Raw genomic sequence first — 24,633 nt, 5'->3', positions numbered from 1 at the left:
GCCGCAACCTCCCCCGGTCCCGCTGCCATGTTGACCCCCCGCCAAGCCCGCTTCGCCTTCCTACCGCTGATGCTGATCGCCATGTCGGCCTTGATCGGATTGGCGGCGGTCGTGTTCCGCCAGGGCCTGGAGGCCGGTCCGGCCGAGGCCTGGATGATGGCCTGGGTGCTGGCCTTCACCATCGCGCTGCCGGCCGCCATGCTGGTGCTGCCGATCCTCAGCGCCGTGCTCAAGCGGGTCACCCACCCCGCAACCGTCCCGCATGTGGGAGTAACTGTCCCGAGGCTGGGACAGTGAAATCCCCCCTCGTCGTCCTCGGCGCGACCGGCAGTGTCGGTCGCGGCGTCGTTGAAGCGGCCGTGGAAGCCGGCTGGCCGGTGATCGCGGTCGCCCGCGACGCCGACGGCCTGAAGCAGCTCCAGGCCCGCCACGTCGGTGCCGACCTGACCGTGCTGGCCGCCACGGTGGCCAGCGACGAGGACGGTGCCCGTCTCGCCAAGGCGCTGCGCAAGCAGGGTCGTCCGCTCGGTGGCGTGATCGCCAGCGTCTGTGGTGGCATGGCGCGCGGCCGGCTGCTCGACCACCCGGCCGCTTACCTGCAACGCCGCTTCGACGAGGACGTGCTGCCGCATCTGGCCGCCGCCCGCAATCTGCTGCCGCTGCTGGCCGAGGACAACCGCGGCAGCGGCTACCTGCTGATCGGCGGTCCAGGCAGCGAACACCCGTGGGCCGGTTACGGCCACCGCTCGATCAGCGCTGCGGCGCTGAACATGCTGGCCCGCGTGCTGCATGACGAAGCGCGTGCGCTGCCGGTACGCGTGCAGCTGCTGGCGATCGACAGCCCGCTGTGCACCGAGGACAACCGCGCCCATGCCTGCCCGCAATGGCCCAGCGCGCTCGCCGTCGGCCGGCAGGCGCTGTCGTTGATCGTCAAGCCGCGCGGCAAGGCCGACCCGGTGGTGCATTTCGATCCGGCGGCCGTCGATGTCGAAACACCGCCTCTGCAATCGTCGCATCAGGAGCAGGCGAATCCGCCATTGGCCGCAGGCGACGACGCTCTGCTGCCATCACGGTGTCTGCAGGACGCGCGCACGCTGCTGAAGAACCTGATGTCCCCCAATCGAAACCAGGAACCTTCCTCCCCATGAACTCCCGCAAAGCATTGGCCCGGTCCGGAACCGGGATGACGCACCAGATCGCTCTTACCGCGGGACTGCTGGCCGTCCTCGTCATGGCCGGTTGCACCAGCCAGGCCGAGCCCAGCTCCGCACCGCCGCCGCCGGAAGTCAGCGTGGCGCAGGTCCTGAACAAGCAAGTCCGTGAATGGGACGACTTCACCGGCCGCGTCAGCGCGGTCGAAACCGTCGAACTGCGTCCGCGCGTGAGCGGCTACGTCGAGCGCGTCGCCTTCCAGGAAGGCCAGGAAGTGAAGAAGGGCGACCTGCTGTTCGTGATCGACCAGCGCCGCTACCAGGCGCAGTTCGCACAGGCGCAGGCCGAACTCGAACGCACGCGCGCCGAAGCACGACTGGCGCAAACCCAGGACAAGCGCGCGCAGACGCTGGTCGAAGCCAAGGCGATCTCGCGCGAGGAGTTCGAGACTCGCCGCGCCGCGACCACGCAAAGCAACGCTGCCGTACGCGCTGCCGAGGCCGCCGTCCAGAACGCGCAGCTTGACCTGCAGTTCACGCAGGTGCGCGCACCGATCGACGGCCGCGCCGGTCGCGCGCTGGTGACCGAGGGCAACCTCGCCCAGGCCGATGCGACGATGCTGACCACGGTCGTGTCGCAGGACCCGGTGTACGTCTATTTCGAAAGCGACGAGCAGAGCTTCCTGCGCTACCAGGAACTGGCCCGCAAGGGCGAGCGCGCCGAATCGAAGAACCCGGTCCGCGTCGGTCTCGCCAGTGAGCAGGGCTATCCGCACGAAGGCACCGTCGACTTCATCGACAACCAGGTCGACTCCACCACCGGCACGATCCGTGCCCGCGCGGTGCTGCGCAATCCCGACCGCATCTTCACGCCGGGCCTGTTCGCCCGCGTGCAGCTGGAAGGCAGCGGCGAGTTCAAGGCGATGCTGATCGACGACAAGGCCGTGCTCACCGACCAGGACCGCAAGTACGTCTACGTGCTCGGCCCGAAGAACGCCGCCGTCCGCAAGGACATCGTGCTCGGTCGCGTGGTGGATGGCCTGCGCGTGGTCAGCTCGGGCCTGATGCCGACCGACAAGGTGATCGTGCACGGCGTGCAGAAGGTGTTCTTCCCCGGCATGCCGGTAACGCCGAAGAAGATCGCGATGGGTGCGCCGCCGCCGGCACCGCAGGTTGCGATGAAGTAACGCGCTCCGCTCCCTCCCTTTCGCCGACCGCGAAGGGGAGGGGCAAAACGAAAGCACCTACGTCCCTGCGCGTCGACGCGCAGGAATGGATTCATGCGGCCGCGCGCCGTACGAGGGAACCCTCATGGACTTTTCCAAATTCTTCATCGACCGGCCGATCTTCGCCGCGGTGCTCTCGATCGTGATCTTCGCCGCGGGCCTGATCTCGATCCCGATGCTGCCGATCAGCGAATACCCGGAAGTCGTGCCGCCGTCGGTAGTGGTGCGCACGGTGTATCCGGGCGCCAACCCGAAGGTGATCGCCGAAACCGTGGCCACGCCGCTGGAGGAAGCAATCAACGGCGTCGAGGACATGATGTACATCAAGTCCGTCGCCGGCTCCGACGGCGTGCTCGTGATCACCGCGACCTTCCGCCCGGGCACCGACGCCGATGACGCGGCGGTGCGCGTGCAGAACCGCGTCAGCCAGGCGCTCGCGCGCCTGCCCGAGGACGTGAGAAGGCAGGGCGTCACTACGCAGAAGCAGTCGCCGACCTTCCTGATGGTCGTGCACCTGACCTCGCCCAACGGCAAGTACGACACGCTGTACCTGCGCAACTACGCGCGCCTGCACGTCAAGGACGCGCTGGCGCGCCTCCCCGGTGTCGGCGACGCGCAGATCTTCGGCGGTGGCGACTACGCCATGCGTGCCTGGCTCGACCCGGACAAGATCGCCTCGCGCGGCCTGACCGCCGGCGACGTCGTGCGGGCGATGCGCGAACAGAACGTGCAGGTGTCCGCCGGCCAGCTCGGCGCCGAGCCGCTGCCCAACAGCAACTTCCTGACCCTGATCAACGCCCAGGGACGGCTGCGCACCGAACAGGAGTTCGGTGACATCGTGCTCAAGAGCGGCGAAGGCGGCGAGATCGTGCGCCTGTCCGACGTCGCCCGGCTGGAACTGGGCGCCGGTGACTACACGCTGCGCTCGCAGCTCGACGGCAAGAGCGCGGTCGGCATCGGCATCTTCCAGGCGCCGGGCGCGAACGCGCTCGAGATCCGCGACTCGGTCATCAAGACCATGGAGGAAACGTCCAAGCGCTTCCCGGAAGGCATCAAGTACGAGTCGGTCTACGACACGACGATCTTCGTGCGCGATTCGATCAACGCGGTGGTGACCACGCTGCTGGAAGCGGTCCTTCTGGTCGTGCTGGTGGTGATCCTGTTCCTGCAGACCTGGCGCGCCTCGATCATTCCGCTGATCGCCGTGCCGGTGTCGATCGTCGGTACCTTCGCCGCGCTGTACCTGCTCGGCTTCTCGATCAACACGCTGACGCTGTTCGGCCTGGTGCTGGCGATCGGCATCGTCGTCGACGACGCGATCGTGGTCGTGGAGAACGTCGAGCGCCACATCGAGCACGGCGCAACGCCCCTCGAAGCGGCGCACTTGGCGATGAAGGAAGTGTCCGGGCCGATCATCGCGATCGCGCTGGTGCTGTGCGCCGTGTTCGTGCCGATGGCGTTCCTGTCGGGCGTGACCGGTGCGTTCTACAAGCAGTTCGCGGTGACCATCGCCATCTCGACGGTGATCTCGGCGATCAACTCGCTGACGCTGTCGCCGGCATTGGCCGCGCGCCTGCTCAAGCCTCACGGCGCGGCCAAGGATGCGCCGTCGCGCCTGATCGACCGCCTGTTCGGCTGGCTTTTCCGCCCGTTCAACCGTTTCTTCAACACCAGTTCCGAGAAGTACGAGGGCGCGGTGTCGCGCACGCTCGGCCGCCGCGGCACGGTGTTCGTCGTCTACGCGGTGCTGCTGGTCGCGACCGGCCTGATGTTCAGGGCGGTGCCGGCCGGCTTCATCCCGACCCAGGACAAGCTGTACCTGATCGCCGGCGTGAAGCTGCCGGAAGGCTCGTCGATCGCGCGCACCGATGAACTGCTGCGCAAGGTCAGCGATATCGCGATGAATACCGAGGGCGTCGCACACTCGATCGCGTTCCCGGGCCTGAACGCACTGCAGTTCACCAACACGCCCAACACCGGTGTGGCGTTCTTCCCGCTGAAGCCTTTCAGCGAGCGCACTCGCAGCGCGGCGGAGATCAACGCCGAGATCAACCAGAAGATCGCAGGGCTGCAGGAGGGCTTCACGTTCTCCTTCATGCCGCCGCCGATCCTCGGCCTCGGCAACGGCAACGGCTACCAGATGTTCATCGAGGACCGCGGCAACCTAGGCTACGGCGCGCTGCAGAACGCGGTGCAGTCGTTCCAGGGCGCAGTCGCGCAGACGCCGGGCATGGGCTTCCCGATCAGCAGCTACCAGGCCAACGTGCCGCAGCTCGACGCCGAGGTCGATCGCGTCAAGGCCAAGGCGCAGGGCGTGCCGCTGACCGAGCTGTTTGACACGCTGCAGACCTACCTGGGTTCGGCCTACGTCAACGACTTCAACCAGTTCGGCCGCACCTGGCAGGTGATCGCGCAGGCGGATGGTTCCTTCCGCGACAGCGTCGAGGACATCGCCAACCTGCGCACCCGCAATGACCGCGGCGAGATGGTGCCGATCGGTTCGATGGTGAAGATCCGTCAGACCTACGGCCCCGACCCGGTACTGCGCTTCAACGGCTATCCGGCGGCCGACCTGGCCGGCGAAGCCGACCCGCGCATGCTGTCCTCGGCGCAGGCCATGGACACGCTGACGGAGATGTCGTCGAAGGTGCTGCCCAACGGAATGACCATCGAATGGACCGACCTGAGCTACCAGCAGGCCACGCAGGGCAATGCCGCGCTGATCGTGTTCCCGCTGGCGGTGCTGCTGGCCTTCCTGGTGCTGGCCGCGCTGTACGAAAGCTGGACGCTGCCGCTGGCCGTGATCCTGATCGTGCCGATGACGCTGCTGTCCGCCCTGTTGGGTGTGTGGCTGACCGGTGGCGACAACAACGTGTTCGTGCAGGTCGGCCTGGTCGTGCTGATGGGCCTGGCGTGCAAGAACGCGATCCTGATCGTCGAGTTCGCCCGAGAGCTGGAGTTGCAGGGCAAGGGAATCGTGGAGGCGGCCCTGGAAGCTTGCCGTCTGCGCCTGCGTCCGATCGTGATGACCTCGATCGCTTTCATCGCCGGCACGATCCCGCTGGTGATCGGTCATGGCGCCGGCGCCGAGGTGCGTTCGGTCACCGGCATCACCGTGTTCGCCGGCATGCTCGGCGTGACCCTGTTCGGCCTGTTCCTCACCCCGGTGTTCTACGTCGCGCTGCGCAAGCTGGCCGGGCGTCCGCTGGTGCGCCACGACAAGGCGCCCGCCCACGTCGCCACCGAAGCCTGACTCGTTTCCTGGAGATAGTTCATGCAAACCGAAAAGATCGCCCTCGTCACCGGCGCCACCCGCGGCATCGGCCTGGAAACCGTGCGCCAGCTGGCCGCGTCGGGCGTGCACACGCTGCTGGCCGGGCGTGATCGCCTGAAAGCGGTGGAAGCCGCGTTGGAGTTGCAGGACATCGGCCTGCCGGTGGAGGCCATTGCGCTTGATGTCACCGATGCGGCCAGCATCGCAGACGCGGTGGCGGCAGTGAACGCGCGCCACGGCAAGCTCGACATCCTGGTCAACAACGCCGGCATCTTCATCGACGACATGACCAGGACGCCGTCGCAGCAATCGCTGGAGACCTGGCGCACGACGTTCGATACCAATGTGTTTGGCCTGATTGCGGTGACGCAGGCATTCCTTCCGTTGCTGCGCAACGCCCCGGCCGCGCGCATCGTCAACGTGTCGAGCCTGCTGGGATCGCTAACGGAGCACGCCGATCCGGCATCGCCCATCTACGATTTCAAGGTGCCGGCCTACAACGTCTCCAAGGCGGCGGTGAACGCGTGGACGACACAGCTGGCGCACGAGCTGCGCAACACGCCGATCAAGGTCAACACCATCCACCCAGGCTCGGTGAAGACCGACATGAACGGCAATGGCGAGCTCGATATCGCCACGGGCGCGCGAAGCAGCGTGGAGATGGCGCTGGTCGATGCGAACGGCGCCAATGGCAGCTTCACTCACCTGGGGCAGGTGATGCCATGGTGATCCGTGCGCTGACTGTCGCCCTTTCCACCGCATTGCTCGCCGCATGCGCGGTCGGACCGGACTACGTGCGGCCGACGATGGCGACGCCGGAGCACTTCGCACGCAGCGAGAGCACCGGCGAGGCCGCGACCGCACCTGCACCTGCCGACGCTACGGCGTCGGAGGTGGCGGCGCCGTCGCCTGAAGCCGACGCCGAGTTCTGGCACAGCTTCAACGACCCGATGCTGACGCGTCTGGTAGACGAGGCGCTGGCGGCCAACCACGACCTGCGCATCGCGCTGGCGAGCTACGACCGTGCCAATGCATTGCTGCGCGGCGCCAAGTTCGACCGCTTTCCCACGGTCACGGCCAGCGCCACGGCCAGCGATTCGCGCGCCAGCGCCGATCAGCTGCCGGGCGTGGACCGCGACGCACGCGATGCCGAGAGCTATGGCGTGCAGGCCAACCTGAGCTGGGAGCTGGACCTGTTCGGTCGTGTTCGCCGCGGCGTCGAATCGCAGCGTGCCGAAGCCTGGGCCAGCGCCGCCGACCTGGACGCGTTGCAGGTCGCCATCGTCGGCGAGGTCGCGCGAAGCTACGTCGAACTGCGTGGCCTGCAGGAACGCCTGCGCGTCGCCCAGGAGAACGAGAAGAACCAGGGCGAAACGATGCGCCTGGTGCAGGCGCGTTTCGATGCCGGCCGCGGCACCGAGTTCGACACCTCGCGCGCCAACGCCCAGCTCGAAACGACGCGCGCCCGCGTGCCCGCGCTGGAGGCGCAGGTGGCGGTGACGATGCACCGCCTGGCCGTCCTCACCGGACAGACGCCCGATGCGCTGATCGCCGAGCTGACGCCGCAGAACCCGTTGCCTGCGTTGCCGGCACGGTTGGACGCCGGCACGCCCGGCGACCTGCTGCGCCGCCGTCCCGACGTGGCCGCCGCCGAACAGCGCCTGCACGCCGCCACCGCGCGGATCGGCGTGGCGACCGCGGATCTGTTCCCGCGCTTCACGCTCGGCGGACTGATCGGCAGCCAGGCGATCGACAGCAGCGCGCTGTTCGAACGCGACAGCGAGACGCGACTGGTCGCGCTGGGCATCGACTGGTCCTTCCTCGACGTCGGCCGGGTGCGTGCCCGCATCGCCGCCGCCGATGCCAGCGCCGAAGGCGAGCTGGCGCGATACCAGCAGACCGTGCTGCTGGCGCTGGAAGAAACCGAGAACGCGCTGGTGCGCTACGCCCGCGCCCGCGTCGAAGACCGCCACCTGGAGCAGGCGGCCATCGACAGCGCCCGCGCCGCGCAGTTGGCGCGCGTGCGTTACGAGGCCGGCGCCGCCGACCTGCTGGAGGTGCTCGACGCCGAGCGCAACCAGCTGGTGGCGCAGGAAGCATTCGCCGACGGCCGCACCCGCAGCGTCACCGGTGCGGTCGCGCTGTACAAGGCGATGGCCGGCGGCTGGCCGACGCGCGTGCCGGTGCGCGAGGAGATCGCGCGGCAGTAGGTCCAGGTCTGGGTGGGTCGGGGTTGGCAAGGTTCCCTCCCTCGTCTTGCATGCCCCCGGCCCGCCCACCTTTCCGCCCTGCGCCTGCCGCGATTCCCCATCCGCAGGCGCGGTTTCATGGCCGCCTCCGGGCGGCTTTTTTTTCAGTACCACGACGCGGGGTGTAGGATGCCGATCCCCCAAGGAGCCGCTGCCATGGCCGACCAGAACAAGCCATCCCGCGACCAGGCCGAAGCGGCCGTCCGCACCCTGCTCAGCTGGGCGGGCGACAACCCGCAGCGTGAAGGCCTGCTGGACACCCCCAAGCGCGTCGTCGACGCCTTCGGCGACTGGTTCAGCGGCTACAGCGACGACCCGGCCGAGTACCTGAAGCGCACCTTCGAGGAAGTCGAGGGTTACGACGAGATGATCGTGCTGCGCGACATCGAGTTCGAGAGCCATTGCGAGCACCACATGGCGCCGATCATCGGCAAGGCGCATGTCGGCTACCTGCCCGACGGCAAGGTCGTCGGCATCAGCAAGCTGGCCCGCGTCGTCGAGACTTACGCGCGCCGCCTGCAGGTGCAGGAAAAGCTGACCGCGCAGATCGCCCAGGTGATCCAGGACGTACTGCAACCGCGCGGCGTCGGCGTGGTGATCGAGGGTTCGCACGAGTGCATGACCACGCGCGGTGTGCACAAGCGCGGCGTCAGCATGATCACCTCGAAGATGCTAGGCAGCTTCCGCGAGGATGCGCGGACGCGCGCGGAGTTCCTGCAGTTCATCGATGTGGGGCCGGGGCGGTAAGCCCCTCCCAGGGACCTATCCCACCAGAAACCGCACCATCCCCGCCGCTGCTTCGCGGCCCTCGTACGCCGCCGTCACCACCAGATCGGCGCCGCGCACACTGTCGCCGCCGGCGAACACGCGTGGGTTCGTGGTCTGGTACGGCAGCGCGCCATCGGCGGCCGGCTTGCGACGGGATGCGCAGCCTTCCGTCTGCATGACGCGGATGCGGCCGTTATCGGACAGTGCGATGCCGTGTTCGGCCAGCCATGCGGGCGGATCGGGCTGGAAGCCGAAGGCGATGATCACCACGTCGGCAGCCAGCACCGATTCGCTGCCGGGAACCACCTCCGCGCGCTGGCGGCCGTTCGCATCCGGGTCGCTCAATCGCGTCTCGGCGACGCGCACACCCGTCACGGACTCGTCTCCGAGCAGCGCCAGCGGCTGGCGGTTGAACAGGAACTGCACGCCTTCCTCGCGCGCATTGGCGACTTCGCGTGACGAGCCGGGCATGTTCGCCTCGTCGCGGCGGTAAGCGCAGGTCACGCGCGCGGCACCCAGGCGCACGGCGCTGCGCACGCAGTCCATGCCGGTGTCGCCACCACCGAGCACGACCACGCGCTTGCCGCGCAGGTCGGGCAGTTCGACATGGTCTTCCCAGCCGGCAATGGCACGCGACGACGCGTCGTCGTCGCCGTGCACGAGGCGGCCGTTCTGCACCAGGAAGGGCAGCGCCGGCAGCACGTTCCGCAGGTCCTGTCCCGGCAGGCCGCCGTCGGTGTAGCGATAGCTGCCAAGGCCGAGGAACACCGCGTCGTACTGCGAGAGCAGGTCGTCCATGCCGACATCGCGACCGATCTCGACGCCAAGGCGGAACTGCACGCCCATGTCCTCCAGCACCGCGCGGCGCTGCGCCATCACGGACTTCTCCAGCTTGAAGCTGGGAATGCCGAAGTGCAGCAGCCCGCCGATCTGTTCGTAGCGGTCGTACACCACCGCCTGCACGCCCGCGCGCGCCAGCCGGTCCGCACACGACAGGCCGGCCGGGCCTGCGCCGATCACCGCCACGCGCTTTCCCGTTGCGGTGACGCGCGACAGGTCCGGACGCCAGCCTTCGTCCAGTGCGCGATCGACGATGTACTTCTCGACCGCGCCGATCGTGACCGCGCCGAAACCGTCATTGAGCGTGCAACTGCCTTCGCACAGGCGATCCTGCGGGCATACGCGGCCGCACACCTCCGGCAGCGGATTCGTTTCGTGCGCGAGTGCGGCGGCTTCATGGATGCGGCCTTCGCGCGCCAGTTCGAGCCAGCGCGGAATGTAGTTGTGCAGTGGGCATTTCCACGAGCAATAGGGATTCCCGCAATCCAGGCAGCGGCCCGACTGGTGCTTCGCATCGGCCTCGCCGAAGCGGCCGTAGAGCTCGCCCCAGTCACCGCGCTGCCGCAACTCCAGAGGAATGCGCGCCGGCATCTTCCGCGGCGTTTCGCGGAACGCGAAGGCGGGCTTGCTGGCATCGGGCTTCTTGCCTTCCATCTTGCTCACGCAGCTGCGCCCTCGCGATTGAACTGCTGGGGGAACGCCCCCTTGGTAAGGGGGCGCCCCGAAGGGGCGGGGATCGGAAGCACATAGCGGGGCCCGGGACTTGCGGAGCAAGTCCTGGGGCTGTTCGTGCGGAGCACGGGCAGCGCGATCACGCCGCCCTCCTCAGGTTCTCCGCCAACGACTCCAGGCTGGCCGCCTTCGGCTTCACCAGCCAGAACTTGCCCATGAAGTCGCGCATCTCGTCGAGGATGCGATGCGTCCATGCGCTGCCCGTGAGCCGCGCGTGCGCCTCCAGCAGGTCGCGCAGGTGCGAACGATGGTGCTCGAAGCCGTCGCCGGCGATGCGCAGGATGTCGATCAGTTCGTGGTTGTAGCGGTCGACGAAGTCGCGCTCGGTGTCGAGCACGTAGGCCATGCCACCGGTGAAGCCAGCGCCGAAGTTCAGCCCGGTACGGCCCAGCACCGCGACCACGCCACCGGTCATGTACTCGCAGCAGTGGTCGCCCGCGCCTTCCACCACCGCAGTCGCGCCGGAGTTGCGCACGGCGAACCGCTCGCCGGCGCGTCCGGACGCATAGAGCTCGCCACCGGTGGCGCCGTACAGGCAGGTGTTGCCGAGGATTGGCGTCTCGTGCGCGGCATAGCGTGCGCCGTGCGGCGGACGGATCACGATGCGTCCGCCCGCCATGCCCTTGCCGACGTAGTCGTTGGCTTCGCCATGCAGCTCGAACTGCAGGCCGCCAGCGTTGAACGCGCCGAAGCTCTGTCCCGCCGTGCCGTCGAAGCGCAGCGTCACCGGCGCATCGTCCATGCCGCTGTCGCCGTGCAGGCGCGCCACCAGTCCCGAGAGACGCGCGCCGATGCTGCGATCGGTGTTGCGGATCGAATAGCTGAACTCCCCGCCCTGCTTGCGGGCGATCGCATCGCCCAGTTCGGCGTCGAGTCGCGCGGAGAGTCCATCCACCGCCGGCCCCGGCTGCGGCGCACCGCAATGGCCGCCATGCGCCAGGCCGTCGCCCGCCAGCAGCGGCGCGAGATCCAGGCGTCGCTGGCGCGCTCCGTCGCCCTCGGCTTGCACCAGAAGATCGGTGCGGCCGACGAGCTCGCCCAGCGTGCGCACGCCCAGTTGCGCCAGCCAATGCCGCACTTCCTCGGCCAGCAGCCGGAAGAAGTTCTCGACACGCTCGGGCAGGCCGGTGAAGTGGTCGCGGCGCAGCGCATCGTCCTGCGTGGCCACGCCGGTGGCGCAGTTGTTGAGGTGGCAGATGCGCAGGTACTTGCAGCCAAGCGCGATCATCGGCGCAGTGCCGAAGCCGAAACTCTCCGCGCCCAGCAGCGCTGCCTTGACCACGTCCAGGCCGCTCTTGAGGCCGCCATCGGCCTGCAGGATCACGCGCTCGCGAAGGTCGTTGGCGAGCAGGGCCTGACGCGCTTCCGACAGGCCCAGCTCCCACGGCGTGCCGGCGTATCGGATCGACGACAGCGGGCTGGCGCCGGTTCCACCATCGTGGCCGGAGATCGTGATCAGGTCGGCGCCGGCCTTGGCGACGCCGGTGGCGATCGTGCCGACGCCCGCGTGCGAGACGAGCTTCACCGACACCAGCGCCTGCGGATTGACCTGCTTGAGGTCGAAGATCAGCTGCGCCAGGTCCTCGATCGAATAGATGTCGTGATGCGGCGGCGGCGAGATCAGGCCGATGCCGGGTGTCGCGTAGCGCAGCCGGGCGATCAGTTCGTTGACCTTGTGGCCCGGCAGCTGCCCGCCTTCGCCGGGCTTGGCGCCCTGCGCGATCTTGATCTGCAGCACTTCGGCGTTGACCAGGTATTCCGGCGTCACACCGAAACGGCCGGAAGCGATCTGCTTGATCTTCGAGACCTTGTCCGTGCCGTAGCGCACCGGATCCTCACCGCCTTCGCCGGAGTTGCTGCGTCCGCCGAGCCGGTTCATCGCAATGGCCAGCGCTTCGTGCGCCTCCGGCGACAGCGCGCCCAGGCTCATCGCAGCCGAATCGAAGCGGCGCACGATCGCCTCCACCGGTTCCACCTGCTCCAGCGGAATCGGTGCGCTCTCCCCGGCCTCAAGATCGAGAAGATCGCGCAGCGCTGCCGTCGGCCGTTCGTTGACCGCCTGCGCGTAGTGCTGCCAGTCGTTCCAGTCGCCGCTGCCGACCGCGCGCTGCAGGCGCGTGACCACGTCCGGATTGAACAGGTGGTACTCGCCGCCGGGCGTGTACTTCAGCAGGCCGCCGATCTCCGGCAGCGTGCAGGCGTCCCACGCCTGCGCAGCGAGATGTTCGGCGTCGGAGTGCAGAGCATCGAAGCCCGCACCGCCGATGCGCGATGGCGTGCCGGTGAAGCACAGGTCGACGACTTCGCGGTCGAGGCCGACGATCTCGAACAGCTGCGCGCCGCGATAGCTGCCGATGGTACTGATGCCCATCTTCGAGATGATCTTCAGCAGGCCCTTCTTGATGCCGCGCCGGTAGCTGCGGCCGATCTGCATGACTTCGCCGTGCCGGGTCTTGAGGATGCTGCGCACGCCCAGGTCGTGCAGCGTCTGGTAGGCCAGGTACGGATACACCGCGGTCGCGCCGAAACCGATCAGGCAGGCGAAGTGGTGCGGATCGCGCGCGGTGCCCGTTTCGACGATCAGGTTGGCCTCGCAGCGCAGGCCGGTGCGCACCAGGTGCTGGTGCACCGCGCCGGTGGCGAGCAGGGCATGCACCATCAACCGGTCGCGCTCGGGATAGCGGTCGCTCAGCACCAGCAGCACGATGCCTTCGCGCGCGGCGGCTTCGGCCTCGGCGCAGATGCGCTGGATCGCGGCCTGCAGTCCTTCCTCAGGCGCGTAGTGCAGGTGGATCAGCCGATTCGAGGTGTCGAACGGTGCGGTCGCCAGCAACTGGCGAAGTTTGCGCTGCGCCAGCACCGGCGAGTTCAGGTGCACGTGGCGGACGTTGTCCGGCCCATCGACGAAGACGTTGCCTTCGCGGCCGAGCTGCACCGCCAGCGACATCACGCAGTCCTCGCGCAGCGGATCGATCGGCGGATTGGTCACCTGCGCGAAGGCCTGGCGGAAGCAGTCGTACAGCGGCCGCACCTGTTGACTCAGCACCGCCATCGGCACGTCGTCGCCCATCGAGCCGATGCCTTCCTGCTCGGTCTCGGCGAGCGGGCGCAGCACCTGCTCGCGTTCCTCACGGGTCAGCTGGAAGAGCTTCTGGAATGTCGCCAGCGTGTCCGGCGGAAAAGGCTCCGCAGCAAGGTTCGGATCGATCAGCTCGCTGTGCAGGTAGGTCATGCCCTGCTTGAGCCAGCGCTTGTACGGCGCGCGGGCGCGGTTGATGCGATCGATTGCTTCGGTATCCAGCAGCTCGCCCGAGTACAGGTCGGCGGCGATCATCTCGCCCGGGCCGAGCTTGCCCTTGGCTTCGGTCTCGCCGGCCGGCAGGTCCCACACGCCGGCCTCGGAGGCGATCAGGAAGTGGCGATCGCGCGTGCGCAGCCAGCGCGCCGGGCGCAGGCCGTTGCGGTCGAGCGTGCATGCGGCGTAGCGGCCGTCGGTGGTGACGATGCCGGCCGGTCCGTCCCAAGGCTCGGTGTTGAGTGCGTAGTACTCGTAGAACGCGGCGAGGTCGGCGTCCTTGTACTCCAGCGACTGCGTCGCGGGCGGGATCAGTATCCGCATCGCCTTGAGCAGGTCCATGCCGCCGGCCTGCAGCAGTTCGAGCATGTTGTCGAGCGACTGTGAGTCGGAGCCATCGGTGACGATGACCGGGTCGAACTCGCGCAGATCCAGCGACGGCGTGCGCCAGGCGTGCGCGCGCGCCTGTGCCCAGGCGCGGTTGCCGGCGATGGTGTTGATCTCGCCGTTGTGGGCGAGCAGCCGGAACGGCTGTGCCAAGGACCAGCGCGGCGTCGTGTTGGTCGAGAAGCGCTGGTGGAACACCACCGCGCTGCTGTGCAGGTCGTCGCGGCGCAGGTCGGGATAGAGCTGCGCCAGCCGCTCCGGCAACACCATGCCCTTGTAGCCGATGCTGGCTGCCGACAGGCTGACCACGTAGAAATCGCGGCTGTCGAAGGATGCGTCGTCGCGCAGGCGCTGTTCGGCACGGCGGCGGGCGAGGAACAGCGCACGCTGGAACGCCGCGGCGTCGAAGGCGAAATCGGGCGCGACGAATACCTGCTCGATGCGCGGCATCGTCCGCCGTGCCAGTTCGCCGCAGGCTTCGACATCCACCGGCACGGTGCGCCAGCCGCAGACGCGGATACGTTCGTCGGCCAGCGCCTGGCCGAGCGTGTCGCGTGCATGCGCGGCCGCGCCGTCGTCGTGCGGCAGGAACACCAGGCCGGCGGCGTAGTGCGCGCCGAGCGCGATGCCGGCTTCCGCGGCAAGCGCACGCAGGAAGGTGTCGGGCTGCCGGATCAGCAGGCCGCAGCCATCGCCGCTGAGCCCGTCGGCCGCGACACCGCCACGGTGGGTCATGCGCGACAGCGCATCGATCGCCCGATCCACGAGTGCGCGGCTGGCGCGGTCGTCGAGCTGCGCGATCAGGCCGAAGCCACAGGCATCGCGTTCATCGCGAGGGTCGTAAAGACCGTTCGGACGCGGGGGATGGGCGGGGCGGTACGGCTGATCCATCGCTACTCCAAAGAGACCGTGGACAACGAAACCTGGTGACACCTCACGCACAGACCTGGAAGACGAAGACGGGGCTCCTCGGTTCGCTTGCGCGGTCCGGCCGGCCTTACCTCCCGTGTGGCTTCGAATAAAACACAATTTGTGCGCTGCGGCAAACGTGCAAATAGTTGAAATTGAAACTGTTTTTGCCAATGCGGCGCGCATGGGGAGAAGCCCCTCTCCCGCGTCTGCGGGAGAGGGGTTGGGGTGAGGGTTGTGCGAAAGCAGGGAGCGCCCTCGTCCGGCCCTTCGCGCCACCTTCTCCTCCCTGCACTCCCTGCGGTCGCCGCGCGCGGGAGAAGGGAATGAATGGCGGCACAGCCGCAAGAGCAGGACGCGCCGCGGCGCAAGCAGAGGTGCCAATGCAGACCTTGTTCCGCGAGCCGCGCTGCGCCACCGCTGCTCATGTTCAGGGGTCGCCTGCCTGGCAATGCCGTCACGCTAAACTGCGCCTCCTGTTTCATCCGGCTGCGACTACGTGACGGCTTCCATCGCTCCCAACGGCGCGCGCCGCGCCGCGCTCGTCTTCATCTTCATTACCGTGCTGATCGACGTGCTGTCGTTCGGCCTGATCATTCCGGTGCTGCCGCACCTGATCGAGCAGTTCGTCGGCGGCGACACCGCGCATGCGGCCTACTGGGTGGCCGCGTTCGGTTTCGTGTTCGCGGCGATCCAGTTCGTCACCTCGCCGATCCAGGGCGCGCTGTCAGACCGATTCGGCCGGCGTCCGGTGATCCTGCTGTCGTGCCTGGGACTGGGCCTGGACTTCGTGTTCATGGCGCTGGCGCCGTCGCTGATGTGGTTGCTGGTGGGCCGCATCATTTCCGCGATCACCTCGGCCAGCTTCACCACCGCGAATGCCTATGTCGCCGACGTCACGCCGGCGGACCAGCGGGCCAAGAGCTTCGGCATGATCGGCGCCGCGTTCGGCGTGGGCTTCATCATCGGCCCGCTGATCGGTGGCCAGCTCGGCAGCATCGACCTGCGGCTGCCGTTCTGGTTCGCGGCGGGACTGGCGCTGCTGAACTTCCTCTACGGCTGGTTCGTGCTGCCGGAGTCGCTGCCGAAGGAAAAGCGCTCGCCGAAGTTCGACTGGTCGCATGCCAATCCGCTGGGCTCGCTGTACCTGCTCAAGCGCTATCCGCAGGTGTTCGGCCTGGCGGCGGTCGTGTTCCTGGCCAACCTCGCGCACTACGTCTACCCGAGCATCTTCGTGCTGTTCGCCGACTACCAGTACACGTGGGGCCCGCGTGAGGTCAGTTACGTGCTGGCCGTGGTCGGCGTGTTCAACGTCATCGTCAACATCGGCCTGGTCGGCCGCGCGGCACGCCGCTTCGGCGAGCGCCGCACGCTGCTGTTCGGCCTGAGCTGCGGCATGCTGGGGTTCGTCATCTACGGCATGGCCGACGTGGGCTGGATATTCCTGCTGGGCCTGCCGATCAGCGCGCTGTGGGCGATGGCCGCACCGTCGACGCAGTCGCTGATCACGCGCCAGGTCGGCGCCGATGTGCAGGGACGCATCCAGGGTGCGCTGATGAGCCTGGTCAGCCTCGCCGGCATCGTCGGACCGGTGCTGTTCGCGGGCAGCTTCGGCTACTTCGTCGACAAGCGTTCGCCGGTGCACGTGCCGGGCGCGCCGTGGTTCATCGCGGCCGCGCTGCTCGGCTGCGCAGTGATCATCGCGTGGCGTTTCGCCCGCGTGCCCGCGGCCCAGCCGGACGTCGCCGGAGCCCCGGCTCCGCAATAACGGCGCCGCGCCCGAAATTCACGACTCCTGACCGTATCAGGCGCCAGACTGGCTGCGTTTCACGATGGAGAAACGCCATGGCCAGGTGCGATGTCTGCGGCAACGATTACGACAAGGCGTTCACGGTGACGATGCCGCACGCGAGCGGCACGTTCGACTCGTTCGAGTGCGCCATCCATGCATTGGCGCCGACGTGCGCGCACTGCAAGTGCAGGATCATCGGCCACGGCGCCGAGCACGACGGGGTCTTCTACTGCTGCGCGAACTGCGCCAGGCATTCCGGCGTCAAGGGCATCGACGACCGCATCTGAGGACGCGAATGGCTGCGGCCACTCGCGTCATTCCTCGAACGCCTCGAGCTGGTCCGCGGGAAACGGCAGCAGTGCCCAGAACGCCTTGCGGTCGTCGGCCCAATGGAATGCTGCTTCGTTGAGGATGTCGAGCAGCGTGTCGAACTCCTCGCCGTGCGCGTCGCGCCAGCCGCCCGCATGCTCGACCAGCAGGAGGTAGCCGGGCGCGGGCAGCCACGACAGGTCGTCCAGCGCATCGGCCAACGCGTCCCAGTTCCCGCCGAACCAGTCGGGGAAGTTGCCCGCCGTAGCGAGCCGCTTCATCAGCTCGTCCTTGCCGTGGCAGCCGGACAGATCGACACGCATTACGGCGTAATCGAGCGCGGCGCCTGCGTCGGCCATCGCATCGGCGTCGCGTTCGTCGATGAAGTACGCGCCGCTGTGCCCGGGATCGGCGAGCACGGACTTGTGCTCGGTGGCATTCATTGGCGCTGCTCCGATGGGTGCGGCCCCGGCCCGGTCACGTCGAACTGGCGGAACGTCTGGTAGTGATCGCTCGTATACCAGTACTCCACCGGCGGATCGCCGCCGGTGACGATGCGGCGCGCGCCGCGGTCGTCCGAGCCCGGCGTGTCCACGGTGTACTCGTGGTAATAACCGCGCGGCTGCGGCGGCAGGCGCTTCTCGCGGTTCTGGAACACGTTGCCGTCCTGGCGATGCGGGTGTGGGCCGCCGCTGGCGATGCGGTCGAGCACGGCATGCGCCTCGACCGGAAGGAAGGACGGATAGCGCGAGCCGCGTTCCGGCATGGGCGCATTCGCCACGCCGGCATCGGCGACCTGTGCCGACGGCGATGGCCCTTGCGGCGGTGACGTGTCCGGCGTGGCGCCGTGGCCCAGCCGCCTGGACCACAGCCACAGGCCCAGCAGGACGATGATCGCAATCAGCCAGAGATGACGGCGGCGCATGGCGAAGGTTTCCGGATGCGGGGGTTCAGTCTAGGCCTGTGAGTGCGTGCGCGGCGAACGTCGCGAGGCGGGAATCGGCGACAGTTCGTACTGCTCCTCGACGATGTCGCGTCCCCACAGGTGCCCGGGGTTCTCGGCGATCTTGCGGAAGCCGGCGGCGCGATACAGGTGCGCGGCGGCATCCAGGCCCGTCACCGTCCACAGCACGATCGCGCGATAGCCCTGCGCGCGGCTGAAGGCGATCGCCTCATCCATCAGCTGGCGGCCGAGGCCGGCACCGCGTTCGGACGGGTCGACCAGGAACCAGCGCAGCTGCGCGACATCGGGGCTGGCGGCGACGATCCCGATGCAGCCGACCAGCCGGTCGTCGCGTTCCGCCAGCCAGATCCGCTCATGCACCGAATCGTTGCGCGCGAACTGCGCCAGCGGACTGGCGACGTAGGCCTCGAAGGTGTGGTCGTAGCCACGCTCGCGTGCGTACAGCTGCCCATGCAACTGCACGACGCGGCCGATGTCACCCGGGCGCAGGGTGGTGCGTATGAGCAGTTCGCCTGAGGGGGCGCTATCGCTCATGGAGTGACCACGGGCGCGTCGCCTCACCCACAGCGCAGCCCGGTAATCGCGCCGCGATCGTTGACATCGACGTTCACCCGGTCGGGGCGGAAGTCCATCGTCGCGGGCTGGCCGGGGCGCAGCACGCGGGCATCGCGGCTGCCGGTGTCCTGCAGGATGCGGTTGACCACATCGTCATTGACGCCCTGGCCGATCGCCCAGCGGGCACCTTCGGCATTGCATCCGCCGGTGGGCGGCTGCGCACCGGTGGCAGGCGCAGTCGTCGTGCAGCCGGCGAGGGCGAGCGTCAGCAGGGTCAGCGCGAGGCCGGTGCGGATCATGGGGAGGTCTCCTGGAAGGATGGGGGCACGGTGCTCTGGCGACCGTGTGCGGCGCGTAAACGGTCGTGCCGCGAGAGCCGCGGAGAATAACGGCATCAGCACGGCACAACGGTGACAATGCCCGCACAACCCGGCGCCGAACCCATGTCGACACTGCCCCACGCCCCTGCCTGCGATCGCAATCGCGATCCGATCCTGGCCGTACTGAGACGGCACTTCGCCGATCGCGGCGACGTGCTGGAGATCGGCAGTGGCACCGGCCAGCACGCGGTGTACTTCGCCGCGGCGATGCCATGGCTGCGCTGGCAGTGCAGCGATCGCGACGATGCGCTGGCCGGTATCCGTGCCTGGCTCGACTCGGCGTCGCTGCCGAACACGCCGGCGCCGCAGCCGCTGGACGTCGCGACCGGACCGTGGCCACGCGGCGCATCCGGCAGCACGTTCGATGCGTGCTTCAGTGCCAACACGCTGCACATCATGGGCTGGCCGGAGGTCGAGCGGCTCTTCGCCGGCCTCGACGGCGTCCTCGCCGCCGATGCGACGGTGGCGGTGTACGGGCCGTTCAATTACGGCGGCGAATACACCAGCTACAGCAACCGCGAGTTCGATGGCTGGCTGAAAGCGCGCGATCCGCGTTCCGGCATCCGCGACGCCGAAGCAGTGGACGCGCTGGCGCGCGCGATCGGACTGCGCCTGGTCGAGGACGTGGCGATGCCGGCGAACAACCGCACGCTGGTCTGGCGCCGCGGTGGCGCCGACGCGGCGTTGACGCCGCCGGCATAGAGTCCCGCTGACACCCGGCAGGAGCACGCTCCATGGCGCACAAGGTCATCTTCCACCTGCCGCGGCGCGAGCTGGGCCGCGAGGACATCGAGTTCGTCGTCGAACAGGACGGCAAGCGCTTCGGTACCTTGCTTGTATCCAAGGGCGCGATCGAATGGCGCCCGACCAACAAGGTCTACCGGCGCAAGCTCAGCTGGACGAAGTTCGACCAGCTGATGCGCACCATCGGCCTGCGTGTCTGAGCGTTACGGTGACGACCCCGGGCCGCCGGTTTCCTGCGAGGGGATCTTCGCGCTGATGCGCGCGGCCATGTACGCGTGGAACGGGTTGTAGCTGAGCCGGCTCAGGCTGTCCTGCGATACCACCAGCGCGCGACGCTCGCCGCGAACCGCGACCGATCCGAGGGGCACGATCCGCAGGCCGGACGGGCGATTGCCGTAGAGCGGATCGTCGGGTGGGAACGGCAGCGCCACGTGCGACAGCGAGAACACGTCGGCCGGATACGTCATGCCCGTGTTCAGTACCTCGATGCCATTCGCGCCGGCGGCCCGCGATCGCGCCACCACCGAGGCGTCATCGTCGGAAGCGGTGCCCACGAGCGTGAGCGTGTACCGGCGCGGCGGCCCCTGCAGCGCATGCCGCGCCCAGTCGGTGGCCTGCGGGGACAGCAGGGGATTGAGCACGCGCTTGCGGTTGACGTCGAACAGCACCAGTTCGCTGCCGTTGCTGCCCAGCGTGTCGAACAGTCGCGTCACCACCGCGCGCGCGCCGACCGTGTCGTCCACGACCGACTGGAACGCCAGGATAGGCGGCACCTGGTCCATGCGCTGCTGCGCCGCCACCGATGCCATGGCTTTCTGCAGGTCGGCGGTGACCAGGTACGACTCGCGTGCCGCGCGCACCGGGAACGAGTTGTACTTGAACGGGTTGTACTCCGGCAGCAGGTCCAGCCACGCCGACTTGGCGTAGCGCGGGAACAGCGCCGGCAGGCCCGCGAGCCCGGCATAGCGGGCGAAGGCGTTGACCTCGATCATCGGCGAAAGCAGCACGAGCTGGTCGACGTCACGGCGTTCGCCGCGCTCGGCGCGCCGCATCACGTGCAACAGCGACAGCGCGGCGCCGTTCGAATACCCGACGAGGTGAACCGGCAGCCGGCCCGCGGCGCGCCTGCGTGCTTCATCCATCGCGATGTCGACGGCCGCCATCCATTCCTTGCGGCCTTCGCGCGTCAGCGCAGCGGGTACGGTGCCGTGCCCGGGCATGCGTGGCGCGATCGCGACGAAGCCGTGCTGCCGGTACAGCTCGGCCAGCGTGCGCATGCTGTACGGAGAGTCGGTCAGGCCGTGCACGAGCACGGCCACGCCCCGGATCGCACCGGAGGGTTCGAGTACGAACGAACGGTTCCAGTCGTGACCGAACGATGCGGGTGAGGCGAGGCTGGGATCGTAGTAACGGTTCAGCGGCGTGCGATCGCCCGCTTCCAAGCTGCTTTGCATGCGCCGGTGCAGCTGCTCGAACATGCGCGCTTCGGCGGCGACATACGCCGGCCAGCCGTCGCGCGATATGGCACCCGCACTGGGCTCGTCCGGCACCAGGGTGTGCCAGGGGCGCAGCACGGGACCCTGGGTCGCCAGATACGCGCGCATGCCCACCAGCGCCAGCACCACCAGCACCACGAGGAGCGCGCTCTTGCGTGCCAGCCTGGCGACGGCGGCCAACAGGCGTCGCGCGAGCGATCGAGGAGGCAGGCCGTGTGGAGCATGCGCTGCCGGTCGCGAAGCCCGGCGCTCGTCACTGGAAGTGGTCATGCGGGATTCCCCATCGCCCGATGCCGGCATCGTGGCACATCGGCCGTCCGGACCGGGTTGCAGCAGAAACAAAAAAGCCCCGCGGGAGCGGGGCTTTTCTGTCGTCCGGAGCGAACTCCGGCGCGCAACTGCGGATCAGGCCGCGGCGTCCTTGAGCTTCTTCAGCGGACGCACCTTGACCTTCACCGAAGCCGGCTTGGCAGCGAACCACTGCTCTTCCTTGGTGAAGGGGTTGATGCCCTTGCGCTTCGGCTTGGCCGGCACGCTCACGGCGCTGATCTTCAGCAGGCCCGGCAGCGTGAACGAACCCGCGCCCTTCTTGCTGACGGAAGCGTGCACGGCACCTTCCAGCGAGGCCAGCACGGCGCGCACGTCCTTGGCCACCACGCCGGTAGCTTCGGCGATGTGGGCGACCAGGCCCGACTTGCTCAGGACTTCCTTGATCGGCTTCGGTGCGGCCGGCTTGGCGGCGGCCTTCGGAGCCTTCTTCGCAGCTGCTTTCTTCTTCGTTGCCATATGTTCCCCGTTGACTCGGTGGTTGATCGTTTGCCTGAAACCCGCTCGGCAAGGCGGAATGTAGGGCATGCCCGGCGCGCCGCCAAGCGGTAGAAGGGCTAAAAGTGCATAAAAAATGCACAAAAGCATTCCGCCGGTGCGGGACCCGACGTTCCACGGGTCAAAAAAGGCCGTTCAGGCCAGCCGAAGATGCATGCCCGGCCCCTGTCGGAGGTCACTCGGGAGTGCATCGCGCATGAGGTCGGTCCGCTACGGCGTGCCATGCGTTCCAGCCTTCAAGACGGGACACCTGCGAGCAGCACCCCGCTACTGGCGGGCTGCGCGGTAAGGGGTTCTGCGCGGAAAGCCAGATTGCCCGCAACTTGGACAAAGCCCCTTACCTGCGCATCGGCCATCCATTTGCAGTACCGGCTTCTCCGGCTCTGCAAGGCGCACTTACCTCGCAGGACCGAGCCGCGCACGGCCTGTATGCGTGGCACAGGGCGTACGTGGAGGAGTGTGCGTGCGCACACGCCTGCAGCACCCCGGTGCCGGTGCACATCACGAGGAGCATCGAGATGAACGACGAACGCAAAGCCGCCATTGACCTGGACCAGATCCAGGACAAGCCATTGAACAGCATCTCCGCGGCCGATTTTCTTGAAGCACTGGGGAGAAGCGGCCATTCGGGGGCGCTGATGTTCCGTGCGTGGCCGGAGAAGAAGAAGTACGAGCTGTTCGTGGAGCCCGAGTTCAGCGGCGGAATCAGCGTCGGCGGCCTGCTCGGGCGGTTCGCGGAGAAGAAGAAGTACGAGATCGAGAAGGACTGGCGGCCTGAAATCCACAAGCCCCTCCGCTCGGAGGTTCTCAAGGATTGGACGCCGGAAATTCCCAAGCCGCCAAGCGAGTTCGAGTTCAACCCGAAGGAATGGCTGCATGACCCGGCGTTCATCCGCCAGGTCGCCACCGAAGTGGCGGCACAACTCAAGTCGATGGGCCGCTAGGGGCTTGCAGGGATGCAAATGCATCCCTGCCTGTTGCGCGAACGAGGCGCCATTCTGGAGTCGCAGATGGACAGACGACGCACCGATGTCGTGATGGTCGTCGCCGACAGCGGCGACCGGATCGGACACGCGATCTGCCGGCAGTTGGCCGATCGCGGCCTGCCGGTACGAGCCCATGAACCTTCACGACTGGCCAGCCTTGCGACCACCCTCGACCAGGACAGCTTCGTCGTGGAAGGCGAGCGCGTCGGTGCCGTGCTCTGGCGGGTCATGCCTGGCGCATGGCTGAGCGCCGGATTCGAGCCGGGAGATCAGTCCTTCGCCAATACGGAAACCGCGGCGGTCTGGCTGGGCGCCATGCGGACACCGGCCATCTGCGCGGTCAATGCGTACAGCGCAACCGCCTGGTACGGCGGTGCACAGTGGCCGGTCTGGAGAAACCTGTTGCGTCGCCATGAGGTGCGGGTTTCCCCGATGCGGCTTGGCCAGCCCGGCGCCACGGGCCAGGCATGCTGGTTGCCGTTGTCCGCATTCGCCATGCATCCATTGCCCGACGAAGCCGTCTCCAAAGCACTGGCCATTGCCACTACCGAATGCACGCCGTCCGCCAGCGCGCTCGCGGTGTGCGGGCAGGTACTGGGCCATGCGGCGTCATCCCACCTGCAGGCGGCCGCGTCTGCCCTGTGGGATCAAGGGGTCGGCCTGGCGCGAGTGCTCGTGGACGACAACGAATGCGTGCTGGCGGTCGATCCCGCGCCAGCCTGCAACGACGACGACCTCGCACGGATCAGCCATCGCCTGTCGGAGGTGTTCGATGCGCATCTGTGTGCTGGGTGATCTCGAAGACCTGGCCTGCGTCTATGTCGCCTGGCTCGCGCGAGAGCGAGGCCACGAGGTGCTGGAACTCGCCGAGGCCGGCCTGGGATCGGACTGGAACCTTGCCCTGGATGACGCTGGGCACGGGCGCCTGACGGTCGCCGGCAAGGTGATGCCGTGGACCACGGTCACCGGCATCTTCGTGCGCCTGAACCCCGATCCGCCGCTGCCACCCGGCGTGGCGCTGGAAGGCGCGGGGCGGACCCACTTCATCTGGGAGCGGCGCGAGGCGCTGCACCAGGTCCTCGAACAGGTGCCTTGCACGGTGGTCAATCGACCATCGGCGGGACGCTCGAACGCATCCAAGCCTTATCAGATGCGCGAACTGCAGATCGCCGGCTTCGATGTGCCGAGATGGATCGCGAGCAACTGCGCCGATGCCGTGCAGACGTTCGTCCATGCGTGCCCCGTGGGCGCGATCTACAAGGCCAGTTCCGGACTGCGTTCGCGCGTGCGCAAGGTCGACGATGCATTCATGGACAGGCTGGCGGCAAGGACCACCTGCACCGTGGTGCAGGAATACGTGCCGGGCAGGGATGTGCGCGTGCACACCGTTGCAGACTCGGCTTTTGCGTGCGAAGTCATCGGGTCGCAGATCGACTACCGGTTCGAGCATGAGCATGTCCGCTACCGTGCCACTTCCGTACCGGCCGACCTCGCAAGCCGTTGCTGCAGGCATGCGGCCGAGGCCGGCCTGGTGCTGGCGGGTTTTGACTTCCGCGTGACGGACGACGGACGCTGGTACTGCCTTGAGATGAACCCGGTACCGTCGTTCCTTCCGTACGAATTTCCTTCGGGATTACCGATGGGGGCGGCGATCGTCGATGCGCTGACGCAGGATCGCCGGTTGCAGGAAACACACTCGCGTGAACTGAGCCTGGCAAACAGATAACCCAACAAAAAGCCCCGCAATGCGG

The 24,633-nt window shown here is 67.9% G+C and carries 22 protein-coding genes; 14 read left to right on the top strand and 8 right to left on the bottom strand.

All coding sequences use genetic code 11. The features are described 5' to 3' along the window. Positions 1–27 precede the first annotated feature (27 nt). The 7 genes from IU514_RS04050 (at position 28) to folE (ending at position 8,647) form a co-directional block, all read left to right on the top strand. Positions 28–297, top strand: coding sequence for a DUF2798 domain-containing protein (locus IU514_RS04050; protein WP_194929791.1), 270 nt, complete (start codon positions 28–30; stop codon positions 295–297). Further along, a complete protein-coding gene (locus IU514_RS04045) occupies positions 294–1,148 on the top strand; it encodes an SDR family NAD(P)-dependent oxidoreductase (protein WP_194929790.1) in 855 nt (284 codons plus the stop codon). The genes IU514_RS04050 and IU514_RS04045 overlap by 4 nt, the downstream gene beginning before the upstream one ends. A 35-nt stretch (positions 1,149–1,183) precedes the next feature. Continuing rightward, entirely contained in the window at positions 1,184–2,338 is a 1,155-nt protein-coding gene (locus tag IU514_RS04040; protein ID WP_194929789.1) for an efflux RND transporter periplasmic adaptor subunit, read from the top strand. 124 nt (positions 2,339–2,462) lie between these two features. Next, on the top strand, positions 2,463–5,630 hold the full coding sequence (locus IU514_RS04035) for an efflux RND transporter permease subunit (RefSeq protein WP_194929788.1): 3,168 nt from the start codon (positions 2,463–2,465) through the stop codon (positions 5,628–5,630). A 21-nt stretch (positions 5,631–5,651) separates the two neighbouring features. Then, positions 5,652–6,380, top strand: coding sequence for an SDR family oxidoreductase (locus tag IU514_RS04030; RefSeq protein WP_194929787.1), 729 nt, complete (start codon positions 5,652–5,654; stop codon positions 6,378–6,380). Further along, the gene (locus tag IU514_RS04025) at positions 6,374–7,861 is read left to right on the top strand and encodes an efflux transporter outer membrane subunit (protein WP_194929786.1); all 1,488 of its coding nucleotides are present in this window, start codon (positions 6,374–6,376) and stop codon (positions 7,859–7,861) included. The genes IU514_RS04030 and IU514_RS04025 overlap by 7 nt, the downstream gene beginning before the upstream one ends. A gap of 195 nt (positions 7,862–8,056) precedes the next feature. Further along, on the top strand, positions 8,057–8,647 hold the full coding sequence (folE, locus tag IU514_RS04020; protein ID WP_194929785.1) for a GTP cyclohydrolase I FolE: 591 nt from the start codon (positions 8,057–8,059) through the stop codon (positions 8,645–8,647). Between the two features lie 15 nt (positions 8,648–8,662). Here the strand turns inward: folE and IU514_RS04015 are convergent, their stop codons facing one another. Further along, on the bottom strand, positions 8,663–10,162 hold the full coding sequence (locus IU514_RS04015) for an FAD-dependent oxidoreductase (protein ID WP_194929996.1): 1,500 nt from the start codon (positions 10,160–10,162) through the stop codon (positions 8,663–8,665). Between the two features lie 157 nt (positions 10,163–10,319). Then, a complete protein-coding gene (gene gltB / locus IU514_RS04010; protein WP_194929784.1) occupies positions 10,320–14,813 on the bottom strand; it encodes a glutamate synthase large subunit in 4,494 nt (1,497 codons plus the stop codon). A 517-nt stretch (positions 14,814–15,330) separates the two neighbouring features. Here gltB and IU514_RS04005 point away from each other — a divergent pair. Both IU514_RS04005 and IU514_RS04000 read left to right on the top strand, forming a co-directional pair. Next, positions 15,331–16,599 carry a TCR/Tet family MFS transporter gene (locus IU514_RS04005; protein ID WP_194929783.1) on the top strand — a complete coding sequence of 423 codons (1,269 nt, stop codon included), beginning with the start codon at positions 15,331–15,333 and terminating at the stop codon, positions 16,597–16,599. Positions 16,600–16,676: 77 nt separating this feature from the next. Then, on the top strand, positions 16,677–16,910 hold the full coding sequence (locus tag IU514_RS04000; RefSeq protein WP_194929782.1) for a hypothetical protein: 234 nt from the start codon (positions 16,677–16,679) through the stop codon (positions 16,908–16,910). Positions 16,911–16,937: 27 nt separating this feature from the next. Here the strand turns inward: IU514_RS04000 and IU514_RS03995 are convergent, their stop codons facing one another. From IU514_RS03995 to IU514_RS03980, 4 genes are read right to left on the bottom strand one after another with little or no spacing between them, the layout of a single operon-like run. After that, entirely contained in the window at positions 16,938–17,375 is a 438-nt protein-coding gene (locus IU514_RS03995; RefSeq protein ID WP_194929781.1) for a barstar family protein, read from the bottom strand. Beyond that, complete coding sequence (locus IU514_RS03990; RefSeq protein WP_194929780.1) at positions 17,372–17,857, bottom strand: guanyl-specific ribonuclease; 486 nt, start codon at positions 17,855–17,857, stop codon at positions 17,372–17,374. Before IU514_RS03990 ends, IU514_RS03995 begins: the two co-directional genes overlap by 4 nt. 30 nt (positions 17,858–17,887) lie before the next feature. Then, positions 17,888–18,430 carry a GNAT family N-acetyltransferase gene (locus tag IU514_RS03985; RefSeq protein WP_228760471.1) on the bottom strand — a complete coding sequence of 181 codons (543 nt, stop codon included), beginning with the start codon at positions 18,428–18,430 and terminating at the stop codon, positions 17,888–17,890. Positions 18,431–18,453: 23 nt separating this feature from the next. Continuing rightward, positions 18,454–18,750: an I78 family peptidase inhibitor gene (locus tag IU514_RS03980; protein WP_194929779.1), complete on the bottom strand. Its 297-nt coding sequence runs from the start codon at positions 18,748–18,750 to the stop codon at positions 18,454–18,456. Between the two features lie 144 nt (positions 18,751–18,894). On the opposite strand from IU514_RS03980, the gene IU514_RS03975 reads away from it, so the two are divergent. Together IU514_RS03975 and IU514_RS03970 are read left to right on the top strand one after the other, a co-directional pair. Continuing rightward, complete coding sequence (locus IU514_RS03975) at positions 18,895–19,533, top strand: DUF938 domain-containing protein (RefSeq protein ID WP_194929778.1); 639 nt, start codon at positions 18,895–18,897, stop codon at positions 19,531–19,533. A gap of 32 nt (positions 19,534–19,565) precedes the next feature. Then, positions 19,566–19,775 carry a hypothetical protein gene (locus tag IU514_RS03970; protein ID WP_194929777.1) on the top strand — a complete coding sequence of 70 codons (210 nt, stop codon included), beginning with the start codon at positions 19,566–19,568 and terminating at the stop codon, positions 19,773–19,775. Positions 19,776–19,778: 3 nt separating this feature from the next. On the opposite strand, the gene IU514_RS03965 is transcribed toward IU514_RS03970, so the two are convergent. Continuing rightward, on the bottom strand, positions 19,779–21,341 hold the full coding sequence (locus tag IU514_RS03965) for an alpha/beta hydrolase (RefSeq protein ID WP_194929776.1): 1,563 nt from the start codon (positions 21,339–21,341) through the stop codon (positions 19,779–19,781). Between the two features lie 135 nt (positions 21,342–21,476). After that, the gene (locus IU514_RS03960; protein ID WP_194929775.1) at positions 21,477–21,857 is read right to left on the bottom strand and encodes an HU family DNA-binding protein; all 381 of its coding nucleotides are present in this window, start codon (positions 21,855–21,857) and stop codon (positions 21,477–21,479) included. Positions 21,858–22,414: 557 nt separating this feature from the next. Between IU514_RS03960 and IU514_RS03955 the strand changes: the two genes are divergently transcribed. The 3 genes from IU514_RS03955 to IU514_RS03945 all read left to right on the top strand — a co-directional run bounded on the left by IU514_RS03955 (position 22,415) and on the right by IU514_RS03945 (position 24,608). Then, positions 22,415–22,840, top strand: coding sequence for a hypothetical protein (locus IU514_RS03955; RefSeq protein ID WP_194929774.1), 426 nt, complete (start codon positions 22,415–22,417; stop codon positions 22,838–22,840). A 93-nt stretch (positions 22,841–22,933) separates the two neighbouring features. Beyond that, entirely contained in the window at positions 22,934–23,677 is a 744-nt protein-coding gene (locus IU514_RS03950) for a hypothetical protein (RefSeq protein ID WP_194929773.1), read from the top strand. Further along, positions 23,667–24,608, top strand: coding sequence for an MvdC/MvdD family ATP grasp protein (locus IU514_RS03945; RefSeq protein WP_194929772.1), 942 nt, complete (start codon positions 23,667–23,669; stop codon positions 24,606–24,608). Before IU514_RS03950 ends, IU514_RS03945 begins: the two co-directional genes overlap by 11 nt. Positions 24,609–24,633 lie beyond the last annotated feature (25 nt).

The sequence above is a fragment of the Lysobacter niastensis genome, from assembly GCF_015453285.1.
In the GTDB taxonomy this organism is placed as follows: domain Bacteria; phylum Pseudomonadota; class Gammaproteobacteria; order Xanthomonadales; family Xanthomonadaceae; genus Lysobacter_J; species Lysobacter_J niastensis.
The sequence above is the reverse complement of the archived record's forward strand: the minus strand, read 5'-3'. Positions and strand labels throughout refer to the sequence as shown.